This is a genomic window from Streptomyces sp. WM6372, assembly GCF_001279655.1.
Lineage (GTDB): Bacteria > Actinomycetota > Actinomycetes > Streptomycetales > Streptomycetaceae > Streptomyces.
The window spans coordinates 53,233-78,616 of the sequence record NZ_LGDB01000138.1; the positions used below are offsets into that span (position 1 = coordinate 53,233).

18 protein-coding genes and 4 pseudogenes are annotated in these 25,384 nt (G+C 69.3%); 6 read left to right on the plus strand and 16 right to left on the minus strand.

The genetic code is table 11. The annotated features are described in order from the left end of the window. Window position 1: 1 nt before the first annotated feature. Window positions 2–2,041: a bifunctional rhamnulose-1-phosphate aldolase/short-chain dehydrogenase gene (locus ADK52_RS12045; protein ID WP_053689763.1), complete on the minus strand. Its 2,040-nt coding sequence runs from the start codon at window positions 2,039–2,041 to the stop codon at window positions 2–4. Window positions 2,042–2,155: 114 nt separating this feature from the next. Then, entirely contained in the window at window positions 2,156–3,322 is a 1,167-nt protein-coding gene (gene rhaI, locus ADK52_RS12050; protein WP_053689764.1) for an L-rhamnose isomerase, read from the minus strand. Between the two features lie 152 nt (window positions 3,323–3,474). Between rhaI and ADK52_RS12055 the strand changes: the two genes are divergently transcribed. Continuing rightward, window positions 3,475–4,494, plus strand: a complete 1,020-nt coding sequence (locus ADK52_RS12055; protein ID WP_053689765.1) for a LacI family DNA-binding transcriptional regulator — start codon at window positions 3,475–3,477, stop codon at window positions 4,492–4,494. 57 nt (window positions 4,495–4,551) lie between these two features. Here the strand turns inward: ADK52_RS12055 and ADK52_RS43525 are convergent. From ADK52_RS43525 to ADK52_RS12065, 3 genes and pseudogenes are all read right to left on the minus strand, one after another. Next, window positions 4,552–4,644: pseudogene (locus ADK52_RS43525) on the minus strand (DNA-binding response regulator); the annotation flags it as partial. Window positions 4,645–4,941: 297 nt separating this feature from the next. Beyond that, window positions 4,942–6,120, minus strand: coding sequence for a M6 family metalloprotease domain-containing protein (locus ADK52_RS12060; protein ID WP_053689766.1), 1,179 nt, complete (start codon window positions 6,118–6,120; stop codon window positions 4,942–4,944). A 57-nt stretch (window positions 6,121–6,177) separates the two neighbouring features. Next, window positions 6,178–7,443 (minus strand): alpha/beta fold hydrolase, encoded by a 1,266-nt coding sequence (locus ADK52_RS12065; RefSeq protein WP_053689767.1) that lies wholly within the window; start codon window positions 7,441–7,443, stop codon window positions 6,178–6,180. Window positions 7,444–7,651: 208 nt separating this feature from the next. On the opposite strand from ADK52_RS12065, the gene ADK52_RS12070 reads away from it, so the two are divergent. Further along, on the plus strand, window positions 7,652–9,406 hold the full coding sequence (locus ADK52_RS12070) for an ABC transporter substrate-binding protein (RefSeq protein ID WP_053689768.1): 1,755 nt from the start codon (window positions 7,652–7,654) through the stop codon (window positions 9,404–9,406). 73 nt (window positions 9,407–9,479) lie between these two features. Here ADK52_RS12070 and ADK52_RS12075 read toward each other — a convergent pair whose 3' ends face one another. Continuing rightward, a complete protein-coding gene (locus ADK52_RS12075) occupies window positions 9,480–10,670 on the minus strand; it encodes a M6 family metalloprotease domain-containing protein (protein WP_053689769.1) in 1,191 nt (396 codons plus the stop codon). A 101-nt stretch (window positions 10,671–10,771) separates the two neighbouring features. On the opposite strand from ADK52_RS12075, the gene ADK52_RS12080 reads away from it, so the two are divergent. Continuing rightward, a complete protein-coding gene (locus ADK52_RS12080; RefSeq protein WP_053689770.1) occupies window positions 10,772–11,740 on the plus strand; it encodes a LysR family transcriptional regulator in 969 nt (322 codons plus the stop codon). Between the two features lie 22 nt (window positions 11,741–11,762). On the opposite strand, the pseudogene ADK52_RS43530 reads toward ADK52_RS12080, so the two are convergent. From ADK52_RS43530 to ADK52_RS12090, 3 genes and pseudogenes are all read right to left on the minus strand, one after another. Then, window positions 11,763–11,926 (minus strand): annotated as a pseudogene (locus ADK52_RS43530) (pirin family protein); the annotation flags it as partial. A 726-nt stretch (window positions 11,927–12,652) separates the two neighbouring features. Next, on the minus strand, window positions 12,653–13,771 hold the full coding sequence (locus tag ADK52_RS12085) for a fatty acid desaturase family protein (protein WP_053689771.1): 1,119 nt from the start codon (window positions 13,769–13,771) through the stop codon (window positions 12,653–12,655). 7 nt (window positions 13,772–13,778) lie between these two features. Continuing rightward, window positions 13,779–14,834 (minus strand): ferredoxin reductase, encoded by a 1,056-nt coding sequence (locus ADK52_RS12090; RefSeq protein WP_053689772.1) that lies wholly within the window; start codon window positions 14,832–14,834, stop codon window positions 13,779–13,781. An 86-nt stretch (window positions 14,835–14,920) separates the two neighbouring features. Between ADK52_RS12090 and ADK52_RS12095 the strand changes: the two genes are divergently transcribed. Beyond that, a complete protein-coding gene (locus ADK52_RS12095; RefSeq protein WP_053689773.1) occupies window positions 14,921–16,060 on the plus strand; it encodes a PucR family transcriptional regulator in 1,140 nt (379 codons plus the stop codon). Between the two features lie 181 nt (window positions 16,061–16,241). After that, a pseudogene (locus ADK52_RS39835) lies at window positions 16,242–16,594 on the plus strand (transposase); the annotation flags it as partial. Between the two features lie 75 nt (window positions 16,595–16,669). Here ADK52_RS39835 and ADK52_RS44770 read toward each other — a convergent pair. Next, window positions 16,670–17,344, minus strand: a pseudogene (locus ADK52_RS44770) (CHAT domain-containing protein); the annotation flags it as partial. 617 nt (window positions 17,345–17,961) lie between these two features. Here ADK52_RS44770 and ADK52_RS42270 point away from each other — a divergent pair. Continuing rightward, complete coding sequence (locus tag ADK52_RS42270; protein WP_159045912.1) at window positions 17,962–18,135, plus strand: hypothetical protein; 174 nt, start codon at window positions 17,962–17,964, stop codon at window positions 18,133–18,135. Window positions 18,136–18,333: 198 nt separating this feature from the next. On the opposite strand, the gene ADK52_RS12105 is transcribed toward ADK52_RS42270, so the two are convergent. The 6 genes from ADK52_RS12105 to ADK52_RS12130 form a co-directional block, all read right to left on the minus strand. Beyond that, window positions 18,334–18,693, minus strand: coding sequence for a hypothetical protein (locus tag ADK52_RS12105; protein ID WP_053689775.1), 360 nt, complete (start codon window positions 18,691–18,693; stop codon window positions 18,334–18,336). A gap of 111 nt (window positions 18,694–18,804) precedes the next feature. Further along, window positions 18,805–18,999 carry a hypothetical protein gene (locus ADK52_RS44990; protein ID WP_053689776.1) on the minus strand — a complete coding sequence of 65 codons (195 nt, stop codon included), beginning with the start codon at window positions 18,997–18,999 and terminating at the stop codon, window positions 18,805–18,807. Between the two features lie 251 nt (window positions 19,000–19,250). Further along, entirely contained in the window at window positions 19,251–19,607 is a 357-nt protein-coding gene (locus ADK52_RS12115; RefSeq protein ID WP_143686559.1) for a hypothetical protein, read from the minus strand. After that, window positions 19,604–24,223 (minus strand): putative T7SS-secreted protein, encoded by a 4,620-nt coding sequence (locus ADK52_RS12120; RefSeq protein ID WP_053689778.1) that lies wholly within the window; start codon window positions 24,221–24,223, stop codon window positions 19,604–19,606. The genes ADK52_RS12115 and ADK52_RS12120 overlap by 4 nt, the downstream gene beginning before the upstream one ends. Continuing rightward, on the minus strand, window positions 24,223–24,786 hold the full coding sequence (locus tag ADK52_RS12125; protein ID WP_053689779.1) for a hypothetical protein: 564 nt from the start codon (window positions 24,784–24,786) through the stop codon (window positions 24,223–24,225). Before ADK52_RS12125 ends, ADK52_RS12120 begins: the two co-directional genes overlap by 1 nt. Continuing rightward, window positions 24,786–25,190: an SseB family protein gene (locus tag ADK52_RS12130; protein ID WP_053689780.1), complete on the minus strand. Its 405-nt coding sequence runs from the start codon at window positions 25,188–25,190 to the stop codon at window positions 24,786–24,788. Before ADK52_RS12130 ends, ADK52_RS12125 begins: the two co-directional genes overlap by 1 nt. Window positions 25,191–25,384: the final 194 nt, after the last annotated feature.

Genomic DNA, 25,384 nt, shown 5'->3' on the forward strand with positions numbered 1-25,384 from the left:
CTCAGCGCAGGAAGGCCGCGGCAACGCCGGCGTCGACGGGGATGTGGAGGCCGGTGGTGTGGGTGAGGTCTCCGCCGGTGAGGGCGAAGACGGCGGCGGCGACGTGCTCGGGCAGCACCTCGCGCTTGAGGAGGGTGCGCTGGGCGTAGAACGCGCCGAGCTGCTCCTCCGCGATGCCGTAGGTGGCGGCGCGCTGGGCGCCCCAGCCGCCGGCGAAGATGCCCGAGCCGCGGACCACGCCGTCCGGGTTGACGCCGTTGACGCGGATTCCGTGTTCACCCAACTCGGCGGCGAGTAGCCGGACTTGGTGGGCCTGGTCGGCCTTGGTGGCGGAGTACGCGATGTTGTTGGGGCCGGCGAAGACGGCGTTCTTCGAGGCGATGTAGACGAGGTCGCCGCCCAGGCCCTGCCGGATCATGGTGCGGGCGGCCTCCCGGGAGACGAGGAAGGAGCCGCGGGCCATGATGGCGTGCTGCCGGTCCCAGTCATCGGCGGTGGTCTCCAGCAGCGGCTTGGAGATGGAGATGCCCGCGTTGTTGACCACCAGGTCGACACCGCCGAAGGCGAGGACCGCGGTGCGGAACGCCTCGGCGATCTGCTCCTCGGAGGTGACGTCGACGGTGACGGCCACGGCCCGGTCCGGGCCGCCGAGTTCGTCGGCCACAGCCCGGGCGGTGGCGGCGTTGACGTCGGCGACGACGACGCAGGCGCCCTCGGCGGCCAGGCGCTGCGCGATGGCCTTGCCGATGCCGGAGCCGGCGCCGGTGACCAGGGCGACGCGGGTGTCCAGCGGTGTGGGCGCGGGCATCCGCCGCAGCTTCGCCTCTTCCAGTGCCCAGTACTCGATGGCGAACTTCTCGCGCTCCTCGATCGGGGCGTAGCCGGAGACCGCCTCCGCGCCGCGCATCACGTTGATCGCATTGAGGTAGAACTCGCCGGCCACGCGGGCGGTCTGCTTGTCCCTGCCGAAGGAGAACATGCCGACGCCCGGGACGAGGACGATCGCCGGGTCGGCGCCGCGCATGGGGGGCGAGTCCGCGGTGGCGTACCGCTCGTAGTAGGCCCGGTAGCCGGCCCGATAGTCGGTGTGCAGCTCCCGCAGGCGGGCGATCGTCTCGTCCAGGGGCGCGGTGGCGGGCAGGTCGAGTACCAGCGGGGCGACCTTGGTGCGCAGGAAGTGGTCGGGGCAGGAGGTGCCGAGGGCGGCCAGGCGGGGATGCTCGGCGCGGGCGAGGAAGTCCAACACGGGCGCGGCGTCGGTGAAGTGGCCGACCTGCGGGAGGTCGGTGGAGGCCAGACCGCGGATGACGGGGGCGAGCGAGGCGGCGCGCCGGCGGCGTTCGGCCTCTGGCAGGGCTTGGTAGCCGTCGAGCTGTGGGCCGAACGGCTCGGCCTTGCCGTGGCGGGCCAGGAAGGCCTCAGCGGTGCGGATGATGTGCAGGGCGTTGGCCTCGCACTCCTCGCTGGTGGCGCCCCAGGCGGTGATGCCGTGACCGCCGAGGACGCAGCCGACGGCCTGCGGGTGGGTCCGATGGATCTCGGCGATGTCCAGGCCGAGTTGGAAGCCGGGACGGCGCCAGGGCAGCCACGGCACGGCGTCGCCGAAGCAGGCGGCGGTGAGCCTTTCGCCGTCGGCGGCGGTGGCGAGCGCGATGCCGGAGTCGGGGTGCAGGTGGTCGACGTGCGCGGCGTCGACCAGACCGTGCATGGCGGTGTCGATGGACGGAGCCGCGCCGCCCTTGCCGTGCAGGCAGTACTCGAACGCGGCGACCGTCTCGTCCTCCCGTTCCACGCCCGGGTAGGTGTCGGCGAGGGCGCGCAGGCGGTCCAGTCGCAGCACGGCCAGCCCCGCCTCGGCGAGGGTGCCGAGGTCGCCGCCGGAGCCCTTCACCCACATCAGGTCGACGGGCTGCCCGGTGACGGGGTCGGTGGCTGCGCCCTTGGCAGAGGTGTTGCCGCCGGCGTAGTTGGTGTTGCGCGGATCCGATCCGAGCCGGTGGGAGCGGGCGAGGAGGGCGGCGACGACGGGGTGCTGGGCCATGGCGGGAGCAGCTTCCTTGTCGGGTGGCGGTGGCGCTCTCGTAGGGGTGCGCGAGGAGGGTGCGGGCCGGCCCGTGGGTACGAGGTGGTGCGGCCGGCTCGCGTGGCGGACGGGTCAAGCCCCCCATCCGGCCGGGGCGCCGCCGACCCGCTCGGCGACGATCTTCTCGGCCCAGCCGCCGGCCCGGTAGGCCGCGACCGGGTTCGGGTCTCGCCCGGCCTCGGCGCGGACCTCGGCCAGCAGCGGACGGACGTCGGTGGCGTAGGCGTCCATCAGCACCTCGTTGGCGCCGAGTACGTCGCCCGCGTTCTGAGCGGCCGTCAGGGCCGGGCGGTCGACCAACAGGGCCTTGGCCGTGGCCTCCTGGACGTTCATCACCGAGCGGATGATCGCAGGGATCTTCGCCTCGATGTTGTGACACTGGTCGAGCATGAACGCGACGCCGGCCTCGGGGGCGAAGCCGCCGTTCCCGGTGACCTCGTGCAGGATCCGGAACAGCTGGAACGGATCGGCGGCGCCGACCATCAGGTCGTCGTCCGCGTAGAAGCGGGAGTTGAAGTCGAAGCCGCCGAGCTTCCCCTCGCGCAGCAGGAACGCGACGATGAACTCGATGTTGGTGCCGGGGGCGTGGTGGCCGGTGTCGACGACGACCGCGGCCCTGGGCCCGAGCCGCAGGCAGTGCGCGTACGCGGTGCCCCAGTCCGGGACGTCCGTGGTGTAGAATGCGGGCTCGAACAGCTTGTACTCCAGCAGGATCCGCTGGTCGTCGCCGAGCCGCCCGTACACCTCTGACAGGGCGTCGGACAGGCGTTGCTGACGGGCCGAAATGTCGTCCTGACCCGGGTAGTTGGTGCCGTCGGAGAACCACAGCTTGAGGTCGCGCGAGCCGGTGGCGTCCATGATGTCGACGCATTCCAGCAGGTGGTCGAGAGCCTTGCGGCGCACCCGCGGGTCCGGATGGGTGACGGAGCCGAGCTTGTAGTCCTCGTCCTGGAAGACGTTCGCGTTGATCGCCCCGATCTCCAGCCCGAGCTCGCGGGCGTGGGCGGACAGCGCGCCATAGTCCTCGACCCGGTCCCAGGGAATGTGCAGCGAGACCTTCGCGGCGACGCCGGTGGCGGCGTGCACCTGGGCCGCGTCGGCGAGCTTCTCGAACGGGTCGCGCGGCACGCCGGGTTGGGCGAAGACTTTGAAGCGGGTTCCCGAGTTCCCGTAGCCCCACGAGGGCGTCTCGATGCGCTGGGCCCGAAGGGCGTCCTTCACCGCGGATCGGTCGGCCACCGGAGTACCTCCCACGATCTGAATCGTTTCAGCCAGACGGTAGGTGGGACCGCGGGAAGCGTCAAGGCACCGGCGGGGAGCCGTTGGTGTGATGTCGTAACCTGACCTCCGGGTCGGCCGTCGGAGCCGGTGAAACCTTTCAATGGTGGGACATGGGCGGCGCGGCGAGCATCAAGGACGTGGCACGGGCGGCCGGTGTGTCGGTCGGCACGGTCTCCAACGTGATCAACCGGCCGGAGACGGTCGGCGAGGAGACCAGGGCCAGGGTCCGGGCCGCGATCGACCGGCTCGGCTACGTACGCAGCGAGTCGGCGCGCCAGCTGCGCTCCGGCAGCAGCCGGATCATCGGTCTGCTGGTCCTCGACCTGGGCAACCCGTTCTTCGTTTCCGTGGCGCGCGGGGCCGAACAGGCGGCGCGCGCGGCGGGCCTGGGCGTGATGGTCTGCAACAGCGCTCAGCGGCTCGCCGACGAGGCGGACTACCTCGCCCTCTTCGCGGAGCAGCGGGTGCGCGGGGTGCTGCTGACCCCGGCCGACGCGGAGGGGTCGGGAGCGGCGGCGCTCCGTCGCGGCGGCGTGCCCTTCGTGCTGGTGGACCGGCTCGCCCCGGGGCTGGAGGCCTGCTCGGTGTCGGTGGACGACGTCGGGGGCGGCGCCCTGGCGGCCGGGCACCTGCTGGCTTGCGGCCACCGACGGATCGCGTTCGCGGGCGGCCGCCACCGGCTGCAGCAGGTCGCCGACCGTCGCAGCGGCGCGCTGCAGGCGCTGGCCGGCCGCGACGCCGTCCTGCTGGACCTGGAGGTGGACGGGCTGGACGTGGCGGCGGGCCGCGACGCCGGCGCCCGCCTGCTGGGGATGCTGCCGAGACCGACCGCGGTGTTCTGCGCGAACGATCTGCTGGCCCTCGGGATGCTGCAGGCCGCGTTCGCCGCGGGCCTGCGGGTACCCGAGGACCTCGCGATCGTCGGCTACGACGACATCGAGTTCGCCGCGGCGGCCGCGGTGCCGCTGACCTCGGTGCGCCAGCCCGCGGAGGCGATGGGGCGGACGGCGGCCGAGATGCTCGCCGAGGAGACCGGCCTGGGCGGCGCGGCCCACCGGCACCGACACGTCGTGTTCGAGCCGGAGCTGGTGGTGCGGCGTTCGACGCTGGTCGTGCCGCTGCCCGGCTGAGCGTGGCGTTGCCGTGCCCGCGCGACTGCCGTCGGTGCGGCACCTGGACGGCGGGGCCGGGGCGACCAGGCCGGTCTCGTAGGCGAGGACGACGGCTTGCGCGCGTTCGCGCAGGCCGAGGTCGGCGAGGATGCGGACGACGTGGGCACGAGCATGCCGTGGAATCCCGCCGCCTCGGCCTCCGTCGCAGTCCGCACCATGTGGTGCACGGTGGGCAGGTCCACGACGCGCCATCTGCCGTTCCGAGAATCCTCCATCACTCGTCCGGACTCATCTCCAGTTCTCGGATCCCAGCGTCCCAGACCTCACCACGTGGCCGCCCGAAGCGGGGGGCGTTGCTCGGCCCTCGAGCCACGGCGTGCGCCGACAAACACGTGGGCACCACTGCCCAGCAGGTGGACCCCGTCCCCGGGGAATCAGGTGGACGGTGGCCGGCCCGGACCGGAGTCACTCCTTGCTCAGCCGCACCGTGTCTCCCGTCCGTCCGCCCCCGAGGACGTCGATACGTACGCCGGTCGCGGGGTCTGTGAAGCTCTGGCCGGGCGCGTACGCGGACAGGTCCAGCGCGGTACACCCGGTGGGCGGGGTCGTGGTCGGGTTCGCGTTCGTGATCCGCACCGGGCCTTCGCCGGTCAGGGCTGCGGAGTCGACCTTGTAGATGAGGACGCCGGTGGAGCAGGCGGCCGCGTCGTTGCCCTGGGCGCGGCGGGATTCCGCCACGTATGCCGTCGTCTCACCGGTCCGCAGCACGGCGATCTTGGTTCCGCCGGACCGTTCCACCGGGGTCAGCCGTACCGTTCGGCGACCGGACGCGGCGAGGCAGGCGACCTGGTCGTCGCGAGTCCAGCCGAGCTTCCAAGAGTGCCACCCGAGGTACTGCGGGGCGTGGCCGGCGATGTCGCCCATGACGTCCCAACCGCCCACGTACTGGTGGGTGGCGCCGGCGAACGAGTACAGGTCGGGCAGCCCGAAGGTATGGGCGGTCTCGTGGGCCGCGACCTTGTGGCCCCAACGCCACATGTCCTGCCCGAAGGTGACGGCCCATTTGAGGCGGGTGCCGTCGGCGGTGATGCCGGGCGTCGCCGGGTCGTACAGGTAGGTCGGTGAGAAGGGGATGGCGGTCGCCGTCCTGGCGGGGACGACGTAGACCATGTCGTAGCGGGAGAAGTCCGCGTAAGGGTCGGCGGCCGTGATCGCGTCGCGGAGGTACTTCTCGTGGGCCTCGAAGGTGAGACCGCGCGCGAAACCGTAGGAGGTGGAGTCGGCGGGCATCCGGATCCAGCGGTGCAGCGGGGTGTTGTCCAGTCGTAGACGGCCGTAGCTCGCGCGGCCCGTCCAGTCGGCGGCCGGTGCGAGGTGAGCGGCGTACGGTTCGGTGGATTCGGTGGCCGGGGCGTCGGGGAAGTCCACGTACAGCGTCAGGACGCGGCGCACTCCGGTGGCGGGCTGGAACCGGGTCCGGTCGGTGTCGTGGCCCTCGTCCGTCCAGCCGGTCCGACCGGGGAGCGCGCAGCCGGCGGCGGGGGGCGGCGAGCCGGGGGCAGCGGCCGCGGTGGGGGCGGACAGGCAGCAGAGGAGTGCGACGGACGCGGCCAGGGGCAGCAGGCGGCGGGGCGGGGTGGTCATGTCTCTCCTGTCGGAGGCGGGTTGAGGGGTACGGGGGGCCGGGGAGGCGGGCGGGGTCTACGCGCGGCCCGCTGCCAGGTCCATCAGGCGGGACAGCACGCGGCCGCCGGAGGCGGTGACGCCGTCGTGCTCCCATTCGTTGGTGATCCACACCCGGGTGGCGCCGACCTCGCGCACGGTGGTCAAGGAGAGCCCGGAGTCCACGTACATGTCGTCGTGGTAGACGAGTGCGGCGAGCGGGACCCGGTTGGCGGCGAGGCGGCGAGGGTCGTACAGCCGCGGCCAGTGGGGGCGTTCGGCGAGCAGATCGGCGGCGTCGACGAAGGGGCGCAGGCCCTTGATCTCGCGGAACATCCAGGGGTAGATCATTTCTCCGGTGAGCAGGAGGGGGTCGGCGTCCTCGGCGAACTCGGGGAACGTCGCCATGGCCCTGGACGCCGCCCAGCCACTCGGCCCGGCGCCCTGCCCGTACAGGGTCTCCTGCATGACGGCGAAGAGGGGGTTGTCGGTGAAGCCGGTCAGCGTCATCACCTGGTGCAGGAAGGTATCGGTCAACTTGCCTTCCTCGTCGAGGGATTCGTCGAGAATCCAGTGGATCCGCTCGAAGCCGTCGCCCATGCCGAGGCCGAGCCCGAGCGTGCGCAGGCGGTGGGGGGTGAGCCGGTCTCCGTCGGGCAGGCGCACATCGGCGGCGGCCAGGAGGCGGGCGATCTCGCGCAGCCTGGCGGCGTCATCGGGGTAGCGGGCGTAGAAGTCGAGGACGCGGTCCCGCACCCGGGGGTAGGTGCGGGCGTAGACCTCGTCGGCGGTAGCCGAGAGACCGGGCAGGCCGCCGGTCACGTAGCACGCCCGCAGGCCTTCGGGGGCCTGGCTGAGATAGGTGAGGGTGATGAAGCCGCCGTAACTCTGGCCGAGGGTCTCCCAGGGCTCGTTGCCGCACAGCTGTCGGCGGATGAGCTCGGCGTCCGCGACGATCGAGTCGGCACGGAAGTGGCCGAGATGGTCGGCCAGCCGGGCCGGTGAGGCGAAGCCGGAGGCCACCCGGGCGGTGACGGGGGTGGAGCGGCCCGTGCCGCGCTGATCGAGGAGGAGGACGCGATGCGTCTTGAGGGCTTGGGGCAGCCAGCCGGGTGAACCGGCAGACGGCCTGGGCGACTTGCCGCCTGGTCCGCCCTGCAGATAGAGCAGCCAGGGAAGTTGCCGACCTGCTTGGGGCGCATCGGTGACTTCCCGGGCGAAGATCTGGATGGTCGGGCCGTGCGGGGCCGCGTGGTCCAGGGGGACGGTGAAGACGTGGTCGACGGTCGCGTAGGCAGGGTTCATGGATCCCTTTCGCAGCCGCATGGCCGCACAGTGACGTGTGACATTGCGCGACAGCGTGGCGCGGCCAACGGGTGGCCGTGGAGCCCCCACTTACCCATAGCTCCGCGCTATGGAGGCGCGACAATTGTGGGTGCCATTTCACATAACTATGTTATCGGTCACATTGCAGCTTGCTCAGGCTGCCCGACTGTCCACGGAGTGACCACTCATGAACAAGCGCACTCTCCACGCAGTCGCCACCGCCCTGGCGGCGACCGTCGCACTCGGCATGGCCGGCTGTTCCAGCGGCGGCCACTCCGGCAGCAGTCAGCAGGACGGGGCGGCGAAGAACCCCGCACTCGCCAACGCGGGGTCCGCGGTCGGCGGCGCTCCGCAGAAGGGCGGCACGCTGACCGTCCTGTCGAACCAGGACTTCACCCACCTCGACCCGGCCCGCAACTGGGTGATCGGGGACATGGACTTCGGGACCCGGCTGCTCTACCGCACGCTGGTGACGTACAAGGCGGAACCGGGCGCGAAGGGCGGAGAGCTGGTCCCCGACCTCGCCGAGGACCTCGGCGTCCCCTCCAACGGCGCCACGACATGGACCTTCAAGCTCAAGAGGGGCCTCACGTACGAGGACGGCACCCCGATCACCGCCCAGGACGTCAAGTACAACGTGGAGCGCTCCTTCTCCCCCGACCTGCCCGGCGGCCCGGACTACGCCGCCCGCTACCTGGCCGGCGCCGAGGGCTACCGGGGCCCCGCCCAGGGGCAGCACCTGGACTCGGTCAAGACCCCCGACGACCACACGATCGTCTTCGAACTCCGCAAGCCCTTCGCAGAGTTCCCCCATGCCACCGTCCTGCCCACCTTCGCTCCGGTGCCCAGGGCCCAGGACAAGGGACCCCAGTACGACAGCCGCCCGTTCTCCTCGGGCCCCTACAAGATCGAGTCGTACGACCGGGACAAGCGGCTGGTGCTGGTCCGCAACCCGCATTGGGACCCGGCGACGGACACCGTACGCAAGGCGTACCCGGACAAGCTGGTCGTGGTGATGGGGCTGAGGGCCAACCAGATCGACGACCGGCTCATCGCCTCCGAGGGCGCGGACGCCTCCGCGGTGTCCTGGGGCAAGCTGCGCCCGGAGAGCACCCCCAAGGTCCTCACCAAGGCCGACGTCAGGGAGCGACTGCTCGCCGAGTCCACCAACTGCACCGAAATGGTGCAGATGCACACCGGCCGGGCCCCCTTCGACAACGTCAAGGTCCGGCAGGCCGTGCAGCACGCCCTGGACCGCGAGGCGATTCTGACCGCCTCCGGCGGCCCGGCCCTCAACGACCCGGCCACCGCTCTCATGCCCGGCTCGCTCTTCGGTGGCAAGCAGCCCGACACTCTGGGGATCCCGGCCACCGGTGACGTGGAGGGGGCGAAGCGGCTCCTGAAGGAGGCCGGCGAACCGGACGGGATCACCACCCGCATCACCGTCTCCAACGGCGACAAGGGAGTAGCGGAGGCCATACAGCAGTCCCTGGGCCGGGCCGGGATCAAGGTCACGATCGACGCCGTCGACCCGTCAGCCTTCTACGACACCATCGGCGACACCAAGAACCGCACGGACCTCGTCTACACCGGCTGGTGCCCCGACTATCCCTCCGGCTCCACCTTCCTGCCCTTCCTCTTCGACGGCCGCTACATCAAGGAGAAGGGGAACTCCGGCAATCACTCGCTCTTCCGCGACGAGGCGACGATGAAACGGATGGACGAGATCGCCGCCATGACCGACGCCGCGCAGGCCAACACGGCGTGGCGGCAGCTGGACGGGGAGATCCTCGCCAAGGCCCCGACCGCGCCCGCCGTCATCGAGCGCATGCCGCTGCTGCTCGGCACCAACATCGCCGGCGCCTTCGGCCACACGTCGTTCGGCGGCCAGCTCGACTACGCCACGATCGGGCTCAAGGACCCGGCGAAGAGCAGCACCTGACCCACCCCGCGCAGCACCCCCGGCTCCTCGGTTTCTTCTCGGAGCCGGGGGCGCTGCCGCATCCATGCGGCTCCTACGACTTCGTGATGCGTACGGTCTCGCCGTAGCCGTCGGCAGCGAGCACGTCGATCCGTACCCCGGCCGCCGAGTCGGTGAACGACTCTCCGGCCCAGAACGGAGCGTCGTCCAGCGGACGGCAGCCGCCGGCCGGTGTGGCGGACGGCTTGGCGTCCATGACCCTGACCGGCCCGTAGCCGGTCCGCACGGAGGTGTCGACCCGGTAGACCAGCGCACCGGTCGAGCAGGAGCCCGCGTCCGCCTGGACACCGCGCCTGGACTCGACGACGTACGCGGTCGTGGGTCCGGTGCGAATCACCGCCATCTTGGTACCGCTGCCGTACTCGACAGCCGTGAGGTACACGGTGTCGCTACCCCGCGCGGCCCGGCACACGACCTGACCGTCCCCGGTCCAACCGAGCTTCCAGGAGTGCCAGGCGAAGAACTGCGACCCCCGGCCGCCGATCAGGCCCATCACGTCCCAGCCACCGGTGAAGCGGTGGGCGTCGCTGCCCGCTTCGAAGGCGTACAAGTCGGGCAACCCGAAGGTGTGCGCCGTCTCGTGGGCGACCAGTTTGGCACCCCAGTGCCACATGTCCTGACCGAAGGTCACCGCCCACTTGACCTGGCGGCCGTCGGCCACCGCCCCCGCGCTGCCCGGCTCGTACACGTACGTGGGCGTGAAGGAGATCGCCGCCGCGTTGCGCGTCGGCACGACGTACACCATGTCGTAGCCGGAGAAGTCCACGTACGGATCGGCGGCCGCCACCGCGTCCTTGATGTACGCCTCGTGGGTCTCGTGGGTCAGGCCGCGCGCGAAGCCGTAGTCGGTGGAGGCGCGAGGCATGCGAACCCACTGCTGATGCTGGTCGATCGAGAGCCAGGTCCTGCCGTACGAGGCGTACCACAGCCAGTCAGCCCCTGGCGTGATCTGCGCGGAGTCCTCGCTCGGGGCCTCGGTGGCCCGCGCGTCAGGGAAGTCCACGAAGACCATGGCGACCCTGACCGTCCCGACGGGACGCCGGAACAGCGAGTAGTCCGTCTCATGCCCCTCGTCCATCCAGCCGGTGGTACCGCGCAGGGCGCAGGCCGACGGACTGTCAGCGGCGCCGGCGGGGGGCGCTCCCAGCAGGAAGAGCAGCAGTGCGGCGGCCAGGGCGGGCAACAACACCCCGCGCGATGTCGTCAGCCGATGGATGAGTCTCATGGGCGGCCAACCTCCACATTAATGATGTGTGACATTTCACATAAGCCTTACGGGATCCCACTCCTGTCCGAAAGCTGTCGCCGCTCCATAACATGCGCGGCATGGAACTGGAGGTACGGCACCTGCGGGTGGTGCGCGCGATCGCCGAGGCCGGCAGCCTTACCCGGGCCGCCGCCGCGCTGTCCATGACCCAGCCGGGCCTCAGCACGCAGTTGCGCCGCATCGAGTCGATGCTCGGCGGTGTCCTCTTCGACCGGCGGCGGGCCGGAGCCACGCCCACGGCCTTCGGTGAGCTGGTGCTGGCCCGGGCCCACGCCGTCCTGCCGGGCATCGACGCGCTCCTCGCCGACACCGCCCGCGCGGCCCGCCACTTGGCTTCCCCGAACCGCGTCCGCGTCGGATCGGTCGGCGCACCCCTGCTCGGCCACCTCATCCTGGCCGTACGGGAGTTGCTGCCCGAGGCCGAGGTGACATCACGGTGCCACTACTCCCCCGTCGCGCTCCTGGACGACCTCGCCGCCGGCCGCCTGGAGGCGGCGGTCCTCGGCGACCACCCCGAGCAGGTCCTGCCGCCGCGCGACGGGGTGATCCTCACCCCGCTGGTCACCGAACCGGTATTCGCCCTACTGCCCGCAACCCACCCGCGGGTGGGCCAGGAGACCGTGTCCCTGACCGAACTCGCCGATCACGACTGGGCGATGCCCCGGCCCGATGGCGACCGTACCCGCGAGTACTGGTCCTCCGTTTGCGCACTGACCGGCCGCCGCCCCTCCGCCCCCCACGAGGCCGAGGGGCGCCAGCTGATCGAACTGGTCCGTGCGGGCCTGGCCGTCAGCCTCTGCCAGGCCACCTTCTCGCAAACCCCCGGCGTCACCGTCCGCCCCCTCGCGGGAAACCCCCTCTGGTACCGCCACGTCCTGGCCTGGCACCGTGACGGCCCGCTGGCCGCTCACGGCGACGACATCCTGCGGACGGTGGCGGCCGGTTACCTGGACACATGTGCCGCCAGCCCTGTCTACGCGGACTGGCGCCGACGCCACCCGGGCGCGGCCCACCTCCCGCTTCCCTGACCCCGGCGCCCCGATCCTCGGCCCGCACTCTTCCCCTGGGCTTCAGGCGAGTTGGGGGAAGTCCCGGGGAAGGAATCGGAGGCCGTCGTACCCCTTCACCTCGCCGTAGCGGGTGCCGTTCATCCAGGCCTCACGCAAGCCTGCGATATCCCCTTGGGGCCGTCCGATCCCGTTCCAGAACGTAACACGAGATATCCGTCGTCGTGCAGGTCAGGAATGGATTGGAACCCCATCACCGCCTCCCCAAAACAGGTGCACCTCTGCAATTCCGGTGGGGCTTACCCACCCTCGCCAAGAGGGGGCTGAGGGGATAAGTTCGGGCCGTGTGGTGGTCTGACACACTCAGGTCAACCGACGGGACCTGTTACAGAGCGTTGCACCTCTCCCCCATCATCCAGCCGATGACGCCCAGCGGTTCCCACGCGGACCGCGACACGGTGCGGCCTTGGGCCCGGCCAAGACTTTCTGGGGGCAGCTTGCCGAGCAGGAACGCGGTCCGCCCGTGCCGCGCATCCAGTACGCGATCCAGCTCTCCAACCTCGCGGGCGGCAACGCGGGGCTCGTCACCGCGCCGCGGGCGAGGTCCCCGGTGCCGAACTGGTCGACCGCCGCTCCGCGGAGCTGTTCCCCGGCGCCGGGGAGCAGCAGGGCAGCACCGAGGCCGTGGACGGACTACTGCAGCGGCAACGACTGTTCGCGGTCAGCATCGGCACACAGACAGCAGGGCGCCTGGCGACCGGCACCAGTCGGGAGGGCCGGCCGTACCTGGGGGCCGCCGACATCGCGCAGTACGGCAAGAAGGCGTTCCTCGCGGGCTTCGGCTCGTCGACGGCCGGGAACGAGGAGACACGTCTCGTCATGGAGCCGGCGGTGCCGCCGGTGCGGTCGAAGGATCTGAACCGGTACCGGGAATCAGGCCGCGACGAGCTCCTGCTCGCGGTCCGGCGTCTTGACCTTGGGCTTCTTGTTCGGCAGCGAGAGCCGGAAGACCTTGTGCCACGCAGAGAACACCTGCTTGGGCAGCGGCCCGGTGACGTACTCCAGCTCGTACTTTTCGAACAGCGCGCGCACCTTCACCGCAACCTCGGCGTAGCGGTTGCTCGGCAGGTCCGGGAACAGGTGGTGCTCGATCTGGTGCGACAGGTTGCCGGTCATGAAGTGCATGGCCTTGCTGCCGCTGATGTTCGCCGAGCCCATCATCTGGCGCAGGTACCACTGACCGCGCGTCTCGCCCTTGATCGACCGGCGCTCGAAGACCTTCACGCCCTCGGGGAAGTGCCCGCACATGATCACTGAGTGGGTCCAGATGTTGCGGACCAGGTTCGCGGTGAACGTGGCGGCGAGCGTCGGGAGGAACGACGGGCCGGACAGCAGCGGGTGGATCACGTAGTCCTTGAGCACCTGCTTGCGGATCTTGCGGCCCACGGCCTTGGCCCGCGCGCGGAACTCCGGGTTCCTGCGGCGGCGCTTGTTCAGGTTCTTGCCGAGCTCCAGGTCGTACGCTGCGATGCCGTACTCGAAGAAGCAGGCGTTGAGGAAGTTCCACAGCGGCTGGCCGAGGTGGAACGGGTGCCACCTCTGGTCCTCGTCGACGCGCATGATGCCGTAGCCGAGGTCGTTGTCCTTGCCGATCACGTTGGTGTACGTGTGGTGCAGCTCGTTGTGCGAGTGCTTCCACTGCTCGGACGGCGAGACGTGGTCCCACTCCCAGGTGGTGGAGTGAATCTTCGGGTCCCGCATCCAGTCCCACTGGCCGTGCAGGATGTTGTGGCCGATCTCCATGTTGTCCATGATCTTCGCCACGGACAGACCGGCGGTGCCGAGCACCCACGCGGGCGGGAAGATCGAGAACAGCAGTACGCCCCTGCTGACCAGCTCGAGCTTGCGCTGCGCCGAGATGACCTTGCGGATGTAGGCGGCGTCCTCCTCGCCCCGGCTTGCGATCACCTCGTCGCGGATCGCGTCCAGCTCGCGGCCGAGCTCCTCGATCTGCTCCGCGGTCAGGTGGGCGGTGGGGTCGATGGCGGTCAAGGTGCTCCTACCGTTCGATGTCGCAGGGGCCCGCCGCGGCGGACACGCAGGTCTGGATGAGGACGCCCGGTTCGGCCTCGGTGATCTCGCCGGTGCGCAGGTCGCGGACGGCACCCGCCTTGAGCGGGCTGACGCAGCCGAAGCAGATGCCCATGCGGCACCCGGAGGGCATGAGCACGCCGGCCTCCTCGCCGACGTCCAGCAACGGCGTGGCACCGTCCGCGTCGACGGTCTTGCCGGTGGCGCTGAACGTGACCTCGCCGCCGTCGCCGGCGACGACGATGCTCGGGCGGAAGCGTTCGGTGTGCAGGCGCTCTTGTACGCCGTGCGCGGTCCAGTGCTCTTCGGCGGCGTCGAGCAGGCCCGCGGGCCCGCAAGCCCAGGTCTCGCGCTCGGCCCAGTCGGGCACGAGTTCGTCGAGACGGGCGATGTCGAGCATGCCGTCCGTGTCGGTGTGCACCTCGGTGAGCCGCAGCTTCTTGGCCGCGACCAGGTCGTGCAGTTCGTTGCGGAAGATCACGTCTTGCGGCTGTGGCGCGCTGTGGACCATGACGACGTCGTCGAGCTCGATGTCACGCAGCATGCCCATCACGGGCGTGATGCCGCTGCCGGCTGTCAGGTACAGCACCTTGGCGGGCTTGGCCTGCGGCAGCACGAAGTCACCGGTCGGCTGGTCGAGCTGGATCAGCGTGCCCGGATTCGCCCTGCGGACCAGGTGGTCGCTGACCTTGCCGTCCGGGATCGCCTTCACGGTGATCGTGACGCGGCCGTCCTGACGGTTTGTCGGTGAGGTGATGGAGTAGGCACGCCACAGGCGCACCCCGTCGACGTCGACCCCGATCCGAACGTACTGACCGGCCGTGTGGCCGCGCCAGCCCCGTCCCGGCCTGATCACGATGGTCGCGGCGTCCCCCGTCTCGGGGTGCACGGCCTCGATGCGCCCACGCAGGTCAGCACCCGCACGCAGCGGGCTGACCAGGTCGAGGTAGTCCGACGGCAGCAGCGGCGTCGTGATCATCTCCAGCAGTTTCCACGCCCTGCTGCGAAGGGCTGCACTCGTCATGACTCCAGCTTGCTGCGCCTCAAGGGGTAAAGTCCTGACCGCAGGACGTAAATCTGATCGGCTGGATTGTTCGTAGGGAACAAAATATGAGCCATGCACTTCGGAGGGCCGGTGAACTGGCCCTGGATGAGACGACGGTCACCGTACTTCGGGCCGCGTTGAAGACGACCGCCGACGAGGTCGTCCAGGCGATCATCGACGAGGTCCCTCCCTACGCCAACGCCCTTTCGGGCCGCATGGGCGCCACCATCCGCCGATCGGTCCGTACCGCCCTGGGGCACTACCTGGACCTCGCGAGCGGACACACCACAGGCGGCGACGCCGGTGACGCAGCCTACGAACTGGGCCGCGGCGAGGTGCGCGACGGCCGCTCGATGGACGCCCTGCTCAGCGCCTACCGCGTCGGCGCCCGCGTGGCCTGGCGATGCCTGGCAGCGGGTGCCGTACCCGTAGGTCTGCCTGCCGCCGATGTCGCCAAGTTCGCCGAGCTGACCTTCGCCTACATCGACGAGCTCTCCGCCGCGAGCGCCGCTGGTCACGCCGACGAACTGGCCGCCCGGGGCAGGGACCACGAGCGCCACCTGGAACACCTGGCCCGCGACCTCCTCGCCGGCGCGAGCCCGGACGTGCTGCTCGCCTCTGTCCAACGGGCCGGGTGGCAGCCTCCGGTTTCACTGACCGCGGTCCTGCTGCCCGCCGCCCAGGCCCGGCCCGCCTACCGCACGCTCGACCCGAGCACCCTCGTCCTCGATGATCTGCCGGACGCCACCGGTGTGCTGCTCGTCCCCGATGCCGACCGATCACATCTCTTGCGGCGGCTGACCGACCGCATCGCCGTGGTCGGCCCGGCCCGGCCATGGACTCGTGCGTCCGCCTCGTACGCACGAGCCGTACGCGCGCGCTCCCTCTCCTCTGATATTCGCGACACCGAGGACCACCTGCCCGAGCTGGTGCTGACCGCTGACGCGGACGCGTTCGCAGACCTGCGTGCCCGAGCCCTCGCACCGTTGCGGAACTTGCCTGTCGCGACCGCACGGCGGCTGGAGGATACGTTGCGGGCGTGGCTGCTGCACCAGGGCAGGCGGGACGAGGTGGCGGCGGCGTTGTTCGTCCATCCCCAGACAGTCCGGTACCGAATGTCGCAGCTGCGGGAGCTGTTTCCGGATCTCGCATCGCCACAGCGAGTCCTTGAACTGACGCTGGCGCTCGGTCTTCGAGTCAGCTGACGCGTACTTCGACCGTCCACGCCCGCATCCGCGAGCAGTCCAGCAATCGTGCCTCGCTCCCGGTGCCATCCGCTGCCCCATGCGGCCATGGTGAAGGGGGTTCACCGACCCCGTGAGGACACGGAGTTCGGAAGCTCCTGACCTCACGTTCCGTCATTCCATCCCCATCATCCCTCGCGCGCTGTTACGGCCGAAAGCCCCGAGGATCGCCGAGCGGCCGGTCGAGGACATCTTCACCGCCCTAGACGGGCAGACCGTCATCGTGCCCGGCACCGAGGCGGCCGCGCTGATCGTCCCGAGCCTGGCCGACTCCCTGGCGGCCGCCTTGACCAGCGCAAACTTCCGGCCGGGCGGATCGAAGAACTCCTGGAGGACCACCCTCTTGCGAAGGTCCTGACGTCCATGCCAGGAATAGGCGTCAGGACCGGAGCCCGCATCCTGATCGAGGTCGGTGACGGCAGCACCTTCCCGACCGCCGGCCACCTCGCCGCCGCCAGCACGGTCACGCGCGGCACCACCGGCTCGATCAGTGGGGGTACCGATGCCCGCAGGACCGGGGGTGCCGTCGGGAGCGGGGGCGGGTTCGGTCAGCTGGACGGGACAGTGAAGGAGATCCCTGATCCGGCGAGCCTCCTCGGGAACGTGCCTGAGTGGGGCGTGACCAGGGGTGGTAGGCATGGCGACGATCAGAGACCGACCGGCGGGTCGCGGACAGCGTGTGCGGGCGTGTCTCAGGGCGCGGATGGTTGGAGTGTAGGACGAGATCACCCGGTCGAGCACGGTGCGGCGATGCGGTCCGTGCGCGGGCTCCGTGTGGAATCCTGCAGCGTGCAGGGGGAGCATCCCGAGAAGTCCGCCAGGTGCCCACCACACCCGTGGCAGTGACTGACCGTCCTGGGCGTGGGGAACCGTCTCGCCCAAGTCCTCCAGCGCGGCAAGAACCGGCTCGGCGGCGGCTTCCCAGAGCCATTCCAGGATCCCGCGCAGCATCCGCTGGGCGGCGATGCGGTCGCTGCCCTGCGCTGTGGCGTTGGCCAGTGCCCAGTGGAACGTAAGGACCTGCTCCACGACGGTGTCCCGGGTGAGCGCGGGGAGCGGCACGGAGCTGATGCCGTGGCGAGTGAGAAGGAGTGCGTCGCTGCGGTGCCGGTTGACGTTGAACGTCACGACCGGTCCGTGTGCGGCTTCTTCGAGCAGTTCCTCGCGGCTCGGAGGCAGGGCGAAGTGGGCAAAGCCCTCGCAGGCGCGAATGCGCCCCCGTACCTGTTCGAACTCTGCCGCCATCCGACTGCGCTCCCTCCCCGCAGACCGGTGGTCGTTCGGGGCATCGCTGGCGGCCGTGACGGGGTCTTGATCCAGAACCCTCCGGAGGTCGGCGAACCGCTCAGCCAGCGCGGGATGCTGCTCACGCAGGTCGGTCAGGTCACTTCGGGTTTCCAGTGCTTGGGACAAGAGCACGGCCCGCCCGGCATCCGCCAACCGCAGTGCCCGGGTGGCTCGTTCCTCACACGCGTCAGCTGTCCGACTATCAGGAACAGCGCGGCCGGCGTGCCCGGGCCCTGCTGCCCGTACCCGCCGAGGTCTGGAGCGCCCTCGCCGAGCATGCCGCAGCCGGTCGAACTGGCGACCCCGGCGCGCGCGGCGCACTCCCGGGGCCTGCTCCGCCACGCGCGCCTCCTCCACCGTCGTGGCGCGGCGGCCGGGGACCTCCGCGCCCTGCGGCAGGGAGCCGGCCTGTTGAAGGAGAGCAGGTGCAACTCTGCAATTCGGCAGGGCTTACGCACCCTCGCCACGAGGGGGCTGAGGGGATGGGTTCGGGCCGTGTGGTGGTCAGACACATCCGGGTGGGGGTGATTGTGATGGCGGGCCACATATGCGGTTGACCTGGGGACTTCTACGTTGTGGCGACACCGATCGTCCCCGCAGACCCCCTGGAAGTGGTGTTCATGGCCTCCCCCGAGACCGCTCCCCCGACCGCCGGAGCCGCCAGTCTCATCGGGACCACCATCGAGTGGTACGACAACTCATCCGACCAGACCTACGACCTGCGGTTTCTCGCCATTCATGGCGCCTGAACCAGCACCAAACCAGCACGGGACCCGGAGCGACCTCCTCCTGTTGGGCCCAGGGCCAAAATGGGCACCTTTGCCCAGTCCAGTGGCCACGAGGATTTCGTTACGCTCTGTGCGACGCGACCGGATTGCGGTGTCCGTCGCCCCAAACACCAACTACCACTATCCGCCAGCTGGCAATGGCCTGATCCCAGTACCCGCTCAGCCCGCCATGTCCAGCTTGGAGGCCTCCGTGACCGTGGTGTCGTCGTTGTACGAGACCCACACCCCGCCCGTCAGCGTGCAGCCCGGCCCGATCTCCGGGTACTCCACCGCCTCCGACAGCAGTACCTCCGCGCGGGTGTTGCAGCAGTCCGCCTGGATCTCACCGGCGTTCCAGTACTTGAAGCTGGTCCGCTGGTAGCCGGTGCGGTTCTCGATGGCGAGGGGAGTGCGAAGACCGCGGCCCCCCATCGGCAGGACCTGCGGAACTGTCCCTGGCTGGTCGGCTGCGTGGACGGTGGCAGGCAGGGACAGGGCGAGGGCAGCGGCCGCCACGACGGCCTGGATCATGATCATCATGGTGCCGGCTGTATCCGTCTCCGGCCGGTCAAGAACAGGACTCCAGGCCCGGGTTCACCCGCCCGGGAAGCCTGATTCACCGGCGGAACGCCACTGCAGCCCAGCTCTTGTTCAGTCCGTGACGTGGCGGGCGTAGCGTTCGTAGGCGGACTGGCGGGTGCGTCCCAGGGCTGTGCCGACCGCCTCCCAGGACACCAGAGCGGTGCGGGCGGTGCGGCCGGTGTCGAGTGCGAGGGGAAGGGTGGCACGGATGTGCCGGCCGACGCCTTGGCACGCCTTGTCGGCCCAGCACTTCAGTCCCGCCACGGCGAGCGCGTCGACGATCCCGTGGTTTCGGGCGGCCGTCAGGTCATGGATGCAGTCGTCGCCACCGCGTACCGATCTCGCGTTGCCGGATGGCGAGCTGCACAGTCATCGGCCGGGATCGCGGTCGTCGCCGGGCTCAGGGCGGCCGGATGCCGACGCGGTTTCGGCACCCGTTTCGATGGCGGCGCCGGCATGGACGATCTCTCCGGACTCGACTGCGCCCTTCAGCCGATCTCATGCACACGTGGCTACTATTCGCCCCCCGCGATGCGCTGGGCGAATGCATCCATGTACACCCGGTGTTCCACGCCGATCAAGGGCTTCGGGATTTCTCGCAGTGGCGAGAGATCGACCTCTTCGAGTTTCCCGCATCCGTCGAGATCCGACAGTGCATGGAGTAGGGCCTCCAAAGCCACCCGGGAATCTTCATGCGGAGCCAGCATGGCCATCAGGTCCCCCACCACTCTGGCTTGGGTGCCGGAGAGTAGGTGCACGAAGTCCTGAACGCGATCACTCGCCTCGGTGCGCACCGCTTCTTCGGGACTCAGAAGGTCCCGAAGGAAGTTGAAGTAATACCTGCTTTCCATACGTCCCACTTTCTGAATCATTGGCTATACGGTACCGGAAGATGACTGGGCCACGGAATGTGCGTATCATTCACCGCGGTCTCGTTAAAGCTCCCACTATTTGGGTTACCAATTCCCCTGTGATAGAGCTGGCCCGCCTCGTCCTGGAACTGGTTCCCGATCTGGATGCGGTAGATGGGGCCGCTGCTGGCGTTGGGGCCGGCGTGCGGGCCCAGGTCGGGCCCGTGGACGCGCATACGCACCGTTTTACCCGTGACATCGTCCGTCCACTTCCACTTGATCCCGTGCTCGACACCACCCGGGATCGGCCTCCACGGCTCCTCCACGGCGTCCTTCGGAATGATGCTCAGCGGGTCCGTATCTCCACGTAGGTCCCAGCCTCCATCCTTGATCCGGGGCGGACAGGGACTGAGCCCGAGTGGGTCGCTCCACGTGTATGGGTTGTGCACGTACGTGCTCGGGTTGTCAGCCGGGCCCAGGCCGAGGGGGTCCTGGCTGAGGTAGCGGGCCGATTCGGGGTCGTAGTAGCGGAAGTAGTTGTAGTGGAGGCCCGATTCGGAGTCAAAGTGCTGGCCCGGGAAGCGGAGCGGTGTGTACGCCGTGGCATCGCTGTTCCACGTCGTCGTGCCCCAGAGGGTGGTGCGCGTTCGCCAAGCGAGCTCGCCTGACTCGTCTACGAGTTCCGTCGGCGTGCCGATCAGGTCGGTGACGATGACGAAGAAGCGTTCATCATCTGTGTCCGTCCGGCGTTCGGTCTGGGACAGGGGGCGCAAGCCCGCGTGGTCCCAGGTCAGGACGACGGTCGCGGTCGTCTGCTCGCAGAGGGTCGTGCCGTCCCAGGTGAAGTGGACCGTTTCGGAAAGAGACTGCTTGGAGATTCGGCGACCCAGGGGATCGTACGTGTACCGCCACACCGTGCAGTCCGGTGTGGTCACTGCTGTGAGGCGGTCCTCCGCATCCCACTCGTAGCGCCAGGTGTCCGGCTTCCGGGACAGCCGGGTCTTCTGTCGCAAGACGACCCGGCCTTGGCCGTCGTGTTCGTAGCGAACGGCACCTGCACCGACGATGCGAGTGCCCTCGTACGTTCGGGCACCCGTCGCAGAATGCGATGGGTGGGTCGCCGGCCACGAGGCTTCCGTCTGGTTTCCGGCGTCGTCGTACGCATACCGCTCGGTCCATCCCCGCGCTTGAACGGCTGTGATGCGGCCAGCCGAGTCCACGTCGAAGCTGCGGTCACCGGACAGTGCGTCGCTGATTCCGCGGATGCCTCCGCCCACGCCGTAAGAGTAGTCACGGTGCTGAAGGTTTCGGCCCTCGAATGTGACGGTCTGAGACTTCAGCCGGCTCATCTCGTCGAACGAAGATGTCAATGTCACGAGGTCCGAAACGGTGCGCTCCACCTCCCGGCCCAGGGAGTCGAAGGAGAAGGAGATGTCGCGCCCGGACGTGGTGAGCTTCGTCCTGCGGCCCGCGACGTCGTACGACCATTCGCTGACCGCACCGCTGGGTGTCGTCCTCCCCACCCGGCGGCCCAGCTCGTCATACCTGTACGTCAGTGTCCGGTCGTTGACCGTCTCGGACTGTAGGCGGCCGTAGCGGTCTCGCACACGTTCCAGTACGGCGTCCGGACCGGCGGCCACGGCGAGTTCGTCGAAGATGTCGTATTCGAAAGTCGTGGCCCCGTGGTCTTCGACCTCTTTGCGGACCACCTGGCCGAGTACGTTGTGTGTGAAGTCGATGCGCTGGCCCAGGCCGTTCGCCCGGGAGACCATGCGGCCCGAAGGGTCGTAGTCGTAACTCAGTGTCCGGCCGTCGAAGTCCGTCTCCGTGACCAGATGGCCTGCCGCGTCGTAGATGTAGTCCCAGGTGAGGCCCTGGGGGTTGGTCACGCGCGTGAGCCGAAGGTTGGTGTCGTAGGAAAACTCGTGACGAGTGCCGTCCGGGGCCGTGCGGGCCGTGAGCAGGTCGAAGTCCGCATATGCGAACTGAGTCGTGCCACCGATCGCGTCGGTGTGGCTGAGGCAGTTGCCCTCACCGTCGTAGGTCCAGGACTCCGCGGTGCCGTCGGGTTCGGTGCGGCGCGACGGCCGGCCCTCGACCGTCCACTCGATTCGCGTCTGGGCGCCGAGGGCGTCGGTGACTCGGATCTTCCGGCCGAAGGCATCGTGCTCGCAGTGGGTCGTGGCACCTGACGGATCGGCGACCTGGATGGGCAGGCCCCGTGAGTCCAAGACGAGTCGGGTGGTCGCCCCGAGCGGGTCGGTCACCGTTTTGAGGTGGCCACCTGCGTCATACGCGAACTGCGTGGTTGCCCCCGAGGGGTCGGTGACCGATGTGCGGTTTCCGCGCTCGTCGAAAGTCTGACGCGTGACGTTCCCGTCGGTGCCGACGATACGTATCGGCATCCCGTTGTCGTCGTACTCGGCCCGCGCCTGCCGTCCGTCCGGACGCTCCAGCACTGTCATACGGCCGTGCTCGTCATACGCGAAGCGGCTGACGTGGCCCAGCGGATCCGTCCGTGACAGCAGTCGGTTGTGACGGTCGTGCTCGAAGCGGGTAACGGCCCCGAGCGCGTCGATCTCGGCCACGACTTGGGAACGCTCGTTGACCATGAAGCGCTTGGTGTGGCCGAGACCGTCGGTGAGGGACGTCGTGAGCAGCCCGGTTCGCGGGTCGGCGTCGCCCCAGGTGAACCTGGACTCGATGTGGCCGTTGGTGCCGGACTGGTAGGTGCAGCGGTCCTGGTCGTCGTAGACGTAGTCGTAGTGGCTGCCGTTGGTGTCGGTCCACGAGGTGATGCGACCGTGTGCGTCGCAGTCGAAGCGCAGCGGGCGGCCGGAGGAATTGGTGACCTCCGTCAGGTGGCCATCGGTGTAGCCGTAGCGGAGGATCTCCTGGTCGGAGCCGTCCCCCGCTGCTCCCGCGAGGTGGAGGGCCGTCACACGGCCTTCGCTCGTGGTCAGCTTCAGGTGGTAGCCACCATGGTGGACGATCGAGGTCGGGGCGCCCGCCTCGTCGTGTTCGAACCTGATCCAGCGACCGTTGCGGTCATCGATCTGCGCCAGGAGCGCGATGTCGTCGCCGTGGTCGACGAAGTGCCGGACCTCGCCGCTGTCGGGATCGGTGAGGGTATAGCCGTCCGCGACCCGGTCCAATGGCCACCGTCGGCCGTGCGTGGGCATGACCGGTACGCCGGGCGCCGGGTGAGGGTACGCCAACAGGCTGCCCTCGTCACAGCTGAAGAGCACGCCTTCGGCATCGATCTCAAGCCGCTGGTCGACTGTGCTCGACCAAGCCGGACCGAACCAGCGTCCCGACCGGTGCGAGGAGTCGAACGTACGCCGAAACGAGAGGGGAAGTGATCCGGGAAGGGCGATGTCCGTCTGCGGCAGCAGCATCCGGCCGGTCGCCATGTCCACCGGGTCGCCGTCGCAGACATTTTCGCGACAACGGTTGCTGTTGTGGTTCGGGTCCTTCTCGTGGTCCCCTCGGGCGCCTCGCCCCTTGCCGCTCGGCACGTCGTCGAGGTGCTTGGCGGCCGTGCCCAGCTTCTTGAGGGAGCCGAGCCCCTTGGAACCGATCAGATCGGGGATGAGCTTGCCGATACCTTCCGAGGGGTCCTTCATGAACTCGTCGAGCATCTGCTTGCCCGCGCCCCACGGGTCATTGGCCATGGTGACCAGGCCCGCAGCCGTCGAGTTCAGGTTCGTGAGGTACTCGGCGGGATGGGTCAGGTTGTAGGGATCCATCGGGTTGAGCGCACGGGCGAAAGCGACAGTGCCCGAGACGCCCTTGACGACACCTCCGACCAGGTGGGTGGAAGCAAGGTCGAGGTAGTCCAGGCCGTCGCCGATCTGCTGGGCGTACGAGGGCTTGGGCGGGGCGGCGTCGCGGGCGGCACGGACCGCCGTGCGGGTCGTCTCGGCGACCTCGTTGCGCTGTTTGCGGGCCGTGTCGAGTTTGTCTTGGGCGGCGCTCGCGAGGGCCTTGCCGGGGTCGACGAAGTCCTTGGCGTCGACGGGCCTCGGCGGCAGGGGATCCTTCTTCGCCTTCACCGCGTCCCGGTAGGTGTCAACCTGCTTGTTGTGCGCGGCGCGGGCGTCGGTGGAGACCTTCTGCGCGTGTTGGTAGTCCGCCAGTGCCTCCGCGGCCTGGCCCTGAGCCCATTCGACGGTCTCGGCGAAACGGCCCATGGCGTCGGCGGCCTTGCCGAAGGCCTCGGCCGCCTTGAACCAGCGGGGCGGCTCCTTGGCCACCGCCTTCTGGAAGGCATCCGCGGCCTTGCCCTTGAGACCGTCGGGCTCACCGATGCCCTTGAGTCCGTTGCCGACCTGGTCGAAGGAGGCCTTGAAGTCGTTCAGGTGCGAGACCTGGGCGCGGATCTTGGAGACGCTGCCGTAGACCAGCTTCTTCGGGTCCTCGGTCTGGCCGAGCTCCATCTCCGCGACCTCCGCGCCGAGCACATTGGCGGCGGAGCGGGACTTGTCGCGAATCCAGTCCCCGGCCTCGTCGAGGCCTACGTCCTCCGCGAAGTCGGCCGTCTTGTCGCCGGCCCACTCGATGGCGTCGCCGACCTTCCCGACCGCGTGCTCGACCTTGTCCTCGATCGAGTCCGGTATGAAGTCGCCCAGGCCCATCAGTTGCCGCCCCCGTTGCCCTTCGTCTGTTCCAGCAGGTCCTTCAGCGACCCGATCCTGCCCGTTGAGGTCACCGTGTCCTTCGTGTCCGACCAGGTCTTCTTGATGTCCTCAGCGCCCTTCTCGAAGGACGCTTGGCTGTAGTCCGGCTTGTAGGCGTCCGCGCTGAATATGTCGCCCCAGCTCTTCTGTTCGATCTCGCCCTCGGTCGCGTGCGGGTTGCCGTAGCCGGCGTTCACGGCCACCTTGAACGCGCCGCCGATGTACTGCTCCTCCTCCCACACCGTGCCTGCGGCGATGCCCAGGTTCCCGGCGAGAGTGGAGGCGTCCTGGATCAGGGACCGCACGCCCCACTCCCACCGCTCGCAGAAGTCCTCGAAATCGGTGGCCAGCCCGGCGTGCCCGGCTTCCATCCCCGTCATCGACAGGTCGCTGAGACCCTCGCCCTGCGAGGCGCCCACGGCGTCCGAGGACTCGCGCAGCTCCGATATCGCGGCGCGCAGACCATCCCGGATGTTCTTGACTGCGGCCGGAGAGACCTCAAGGTCTCCGTCACCCGCCATCAGGCCACCCCCGCCGACTCGGACTCGACGTCCACCGCACAGGAGTCGGGAACGATCCCGGCGACGGGCGGGAACAGCATCGAGCCGTCCGCATCGGCCACGTTCACCGCCACCCCGGCCGGCCCCTCGACCTGCGGGACGACCGCATCCACCAGACGCGCACCCAAGATCGCCAGATACGGCCACTCCCGGCCCGATTCCCCACGCGCCTCGGCAAACCGGGCCAAGGCTTCCTCGTCTGTGAACGCGTAGAACCAGCGGATCCCACCCGAGAGTGCGGACATCAACCCGCCCTCGCCGTCCGGGGAAGGCACAAGCAGTGCAGCCCGGCGGAACTCACCCAGCAAACGCCCAGGATCACCGGCGCCCGAGCGGTATGCGGCTATTTCTGCAGTCAGTCCCATGGCTTTTGACCCCCTCCAAAGTCATCGATGTCCGAGGGGGAACAGTACCTTGATCATTAAATCGGCCGATAAGGGGTCAGAGGCGTGCGCGACTACGCAGATCAGAACCGATTCTGCCCCTCGTCCAGTGCGGGCCGGCTGAGTGCGATGTCCGGACCGTCCGGGCCGCCGCCCAGGCCTACACCATGGTCAGG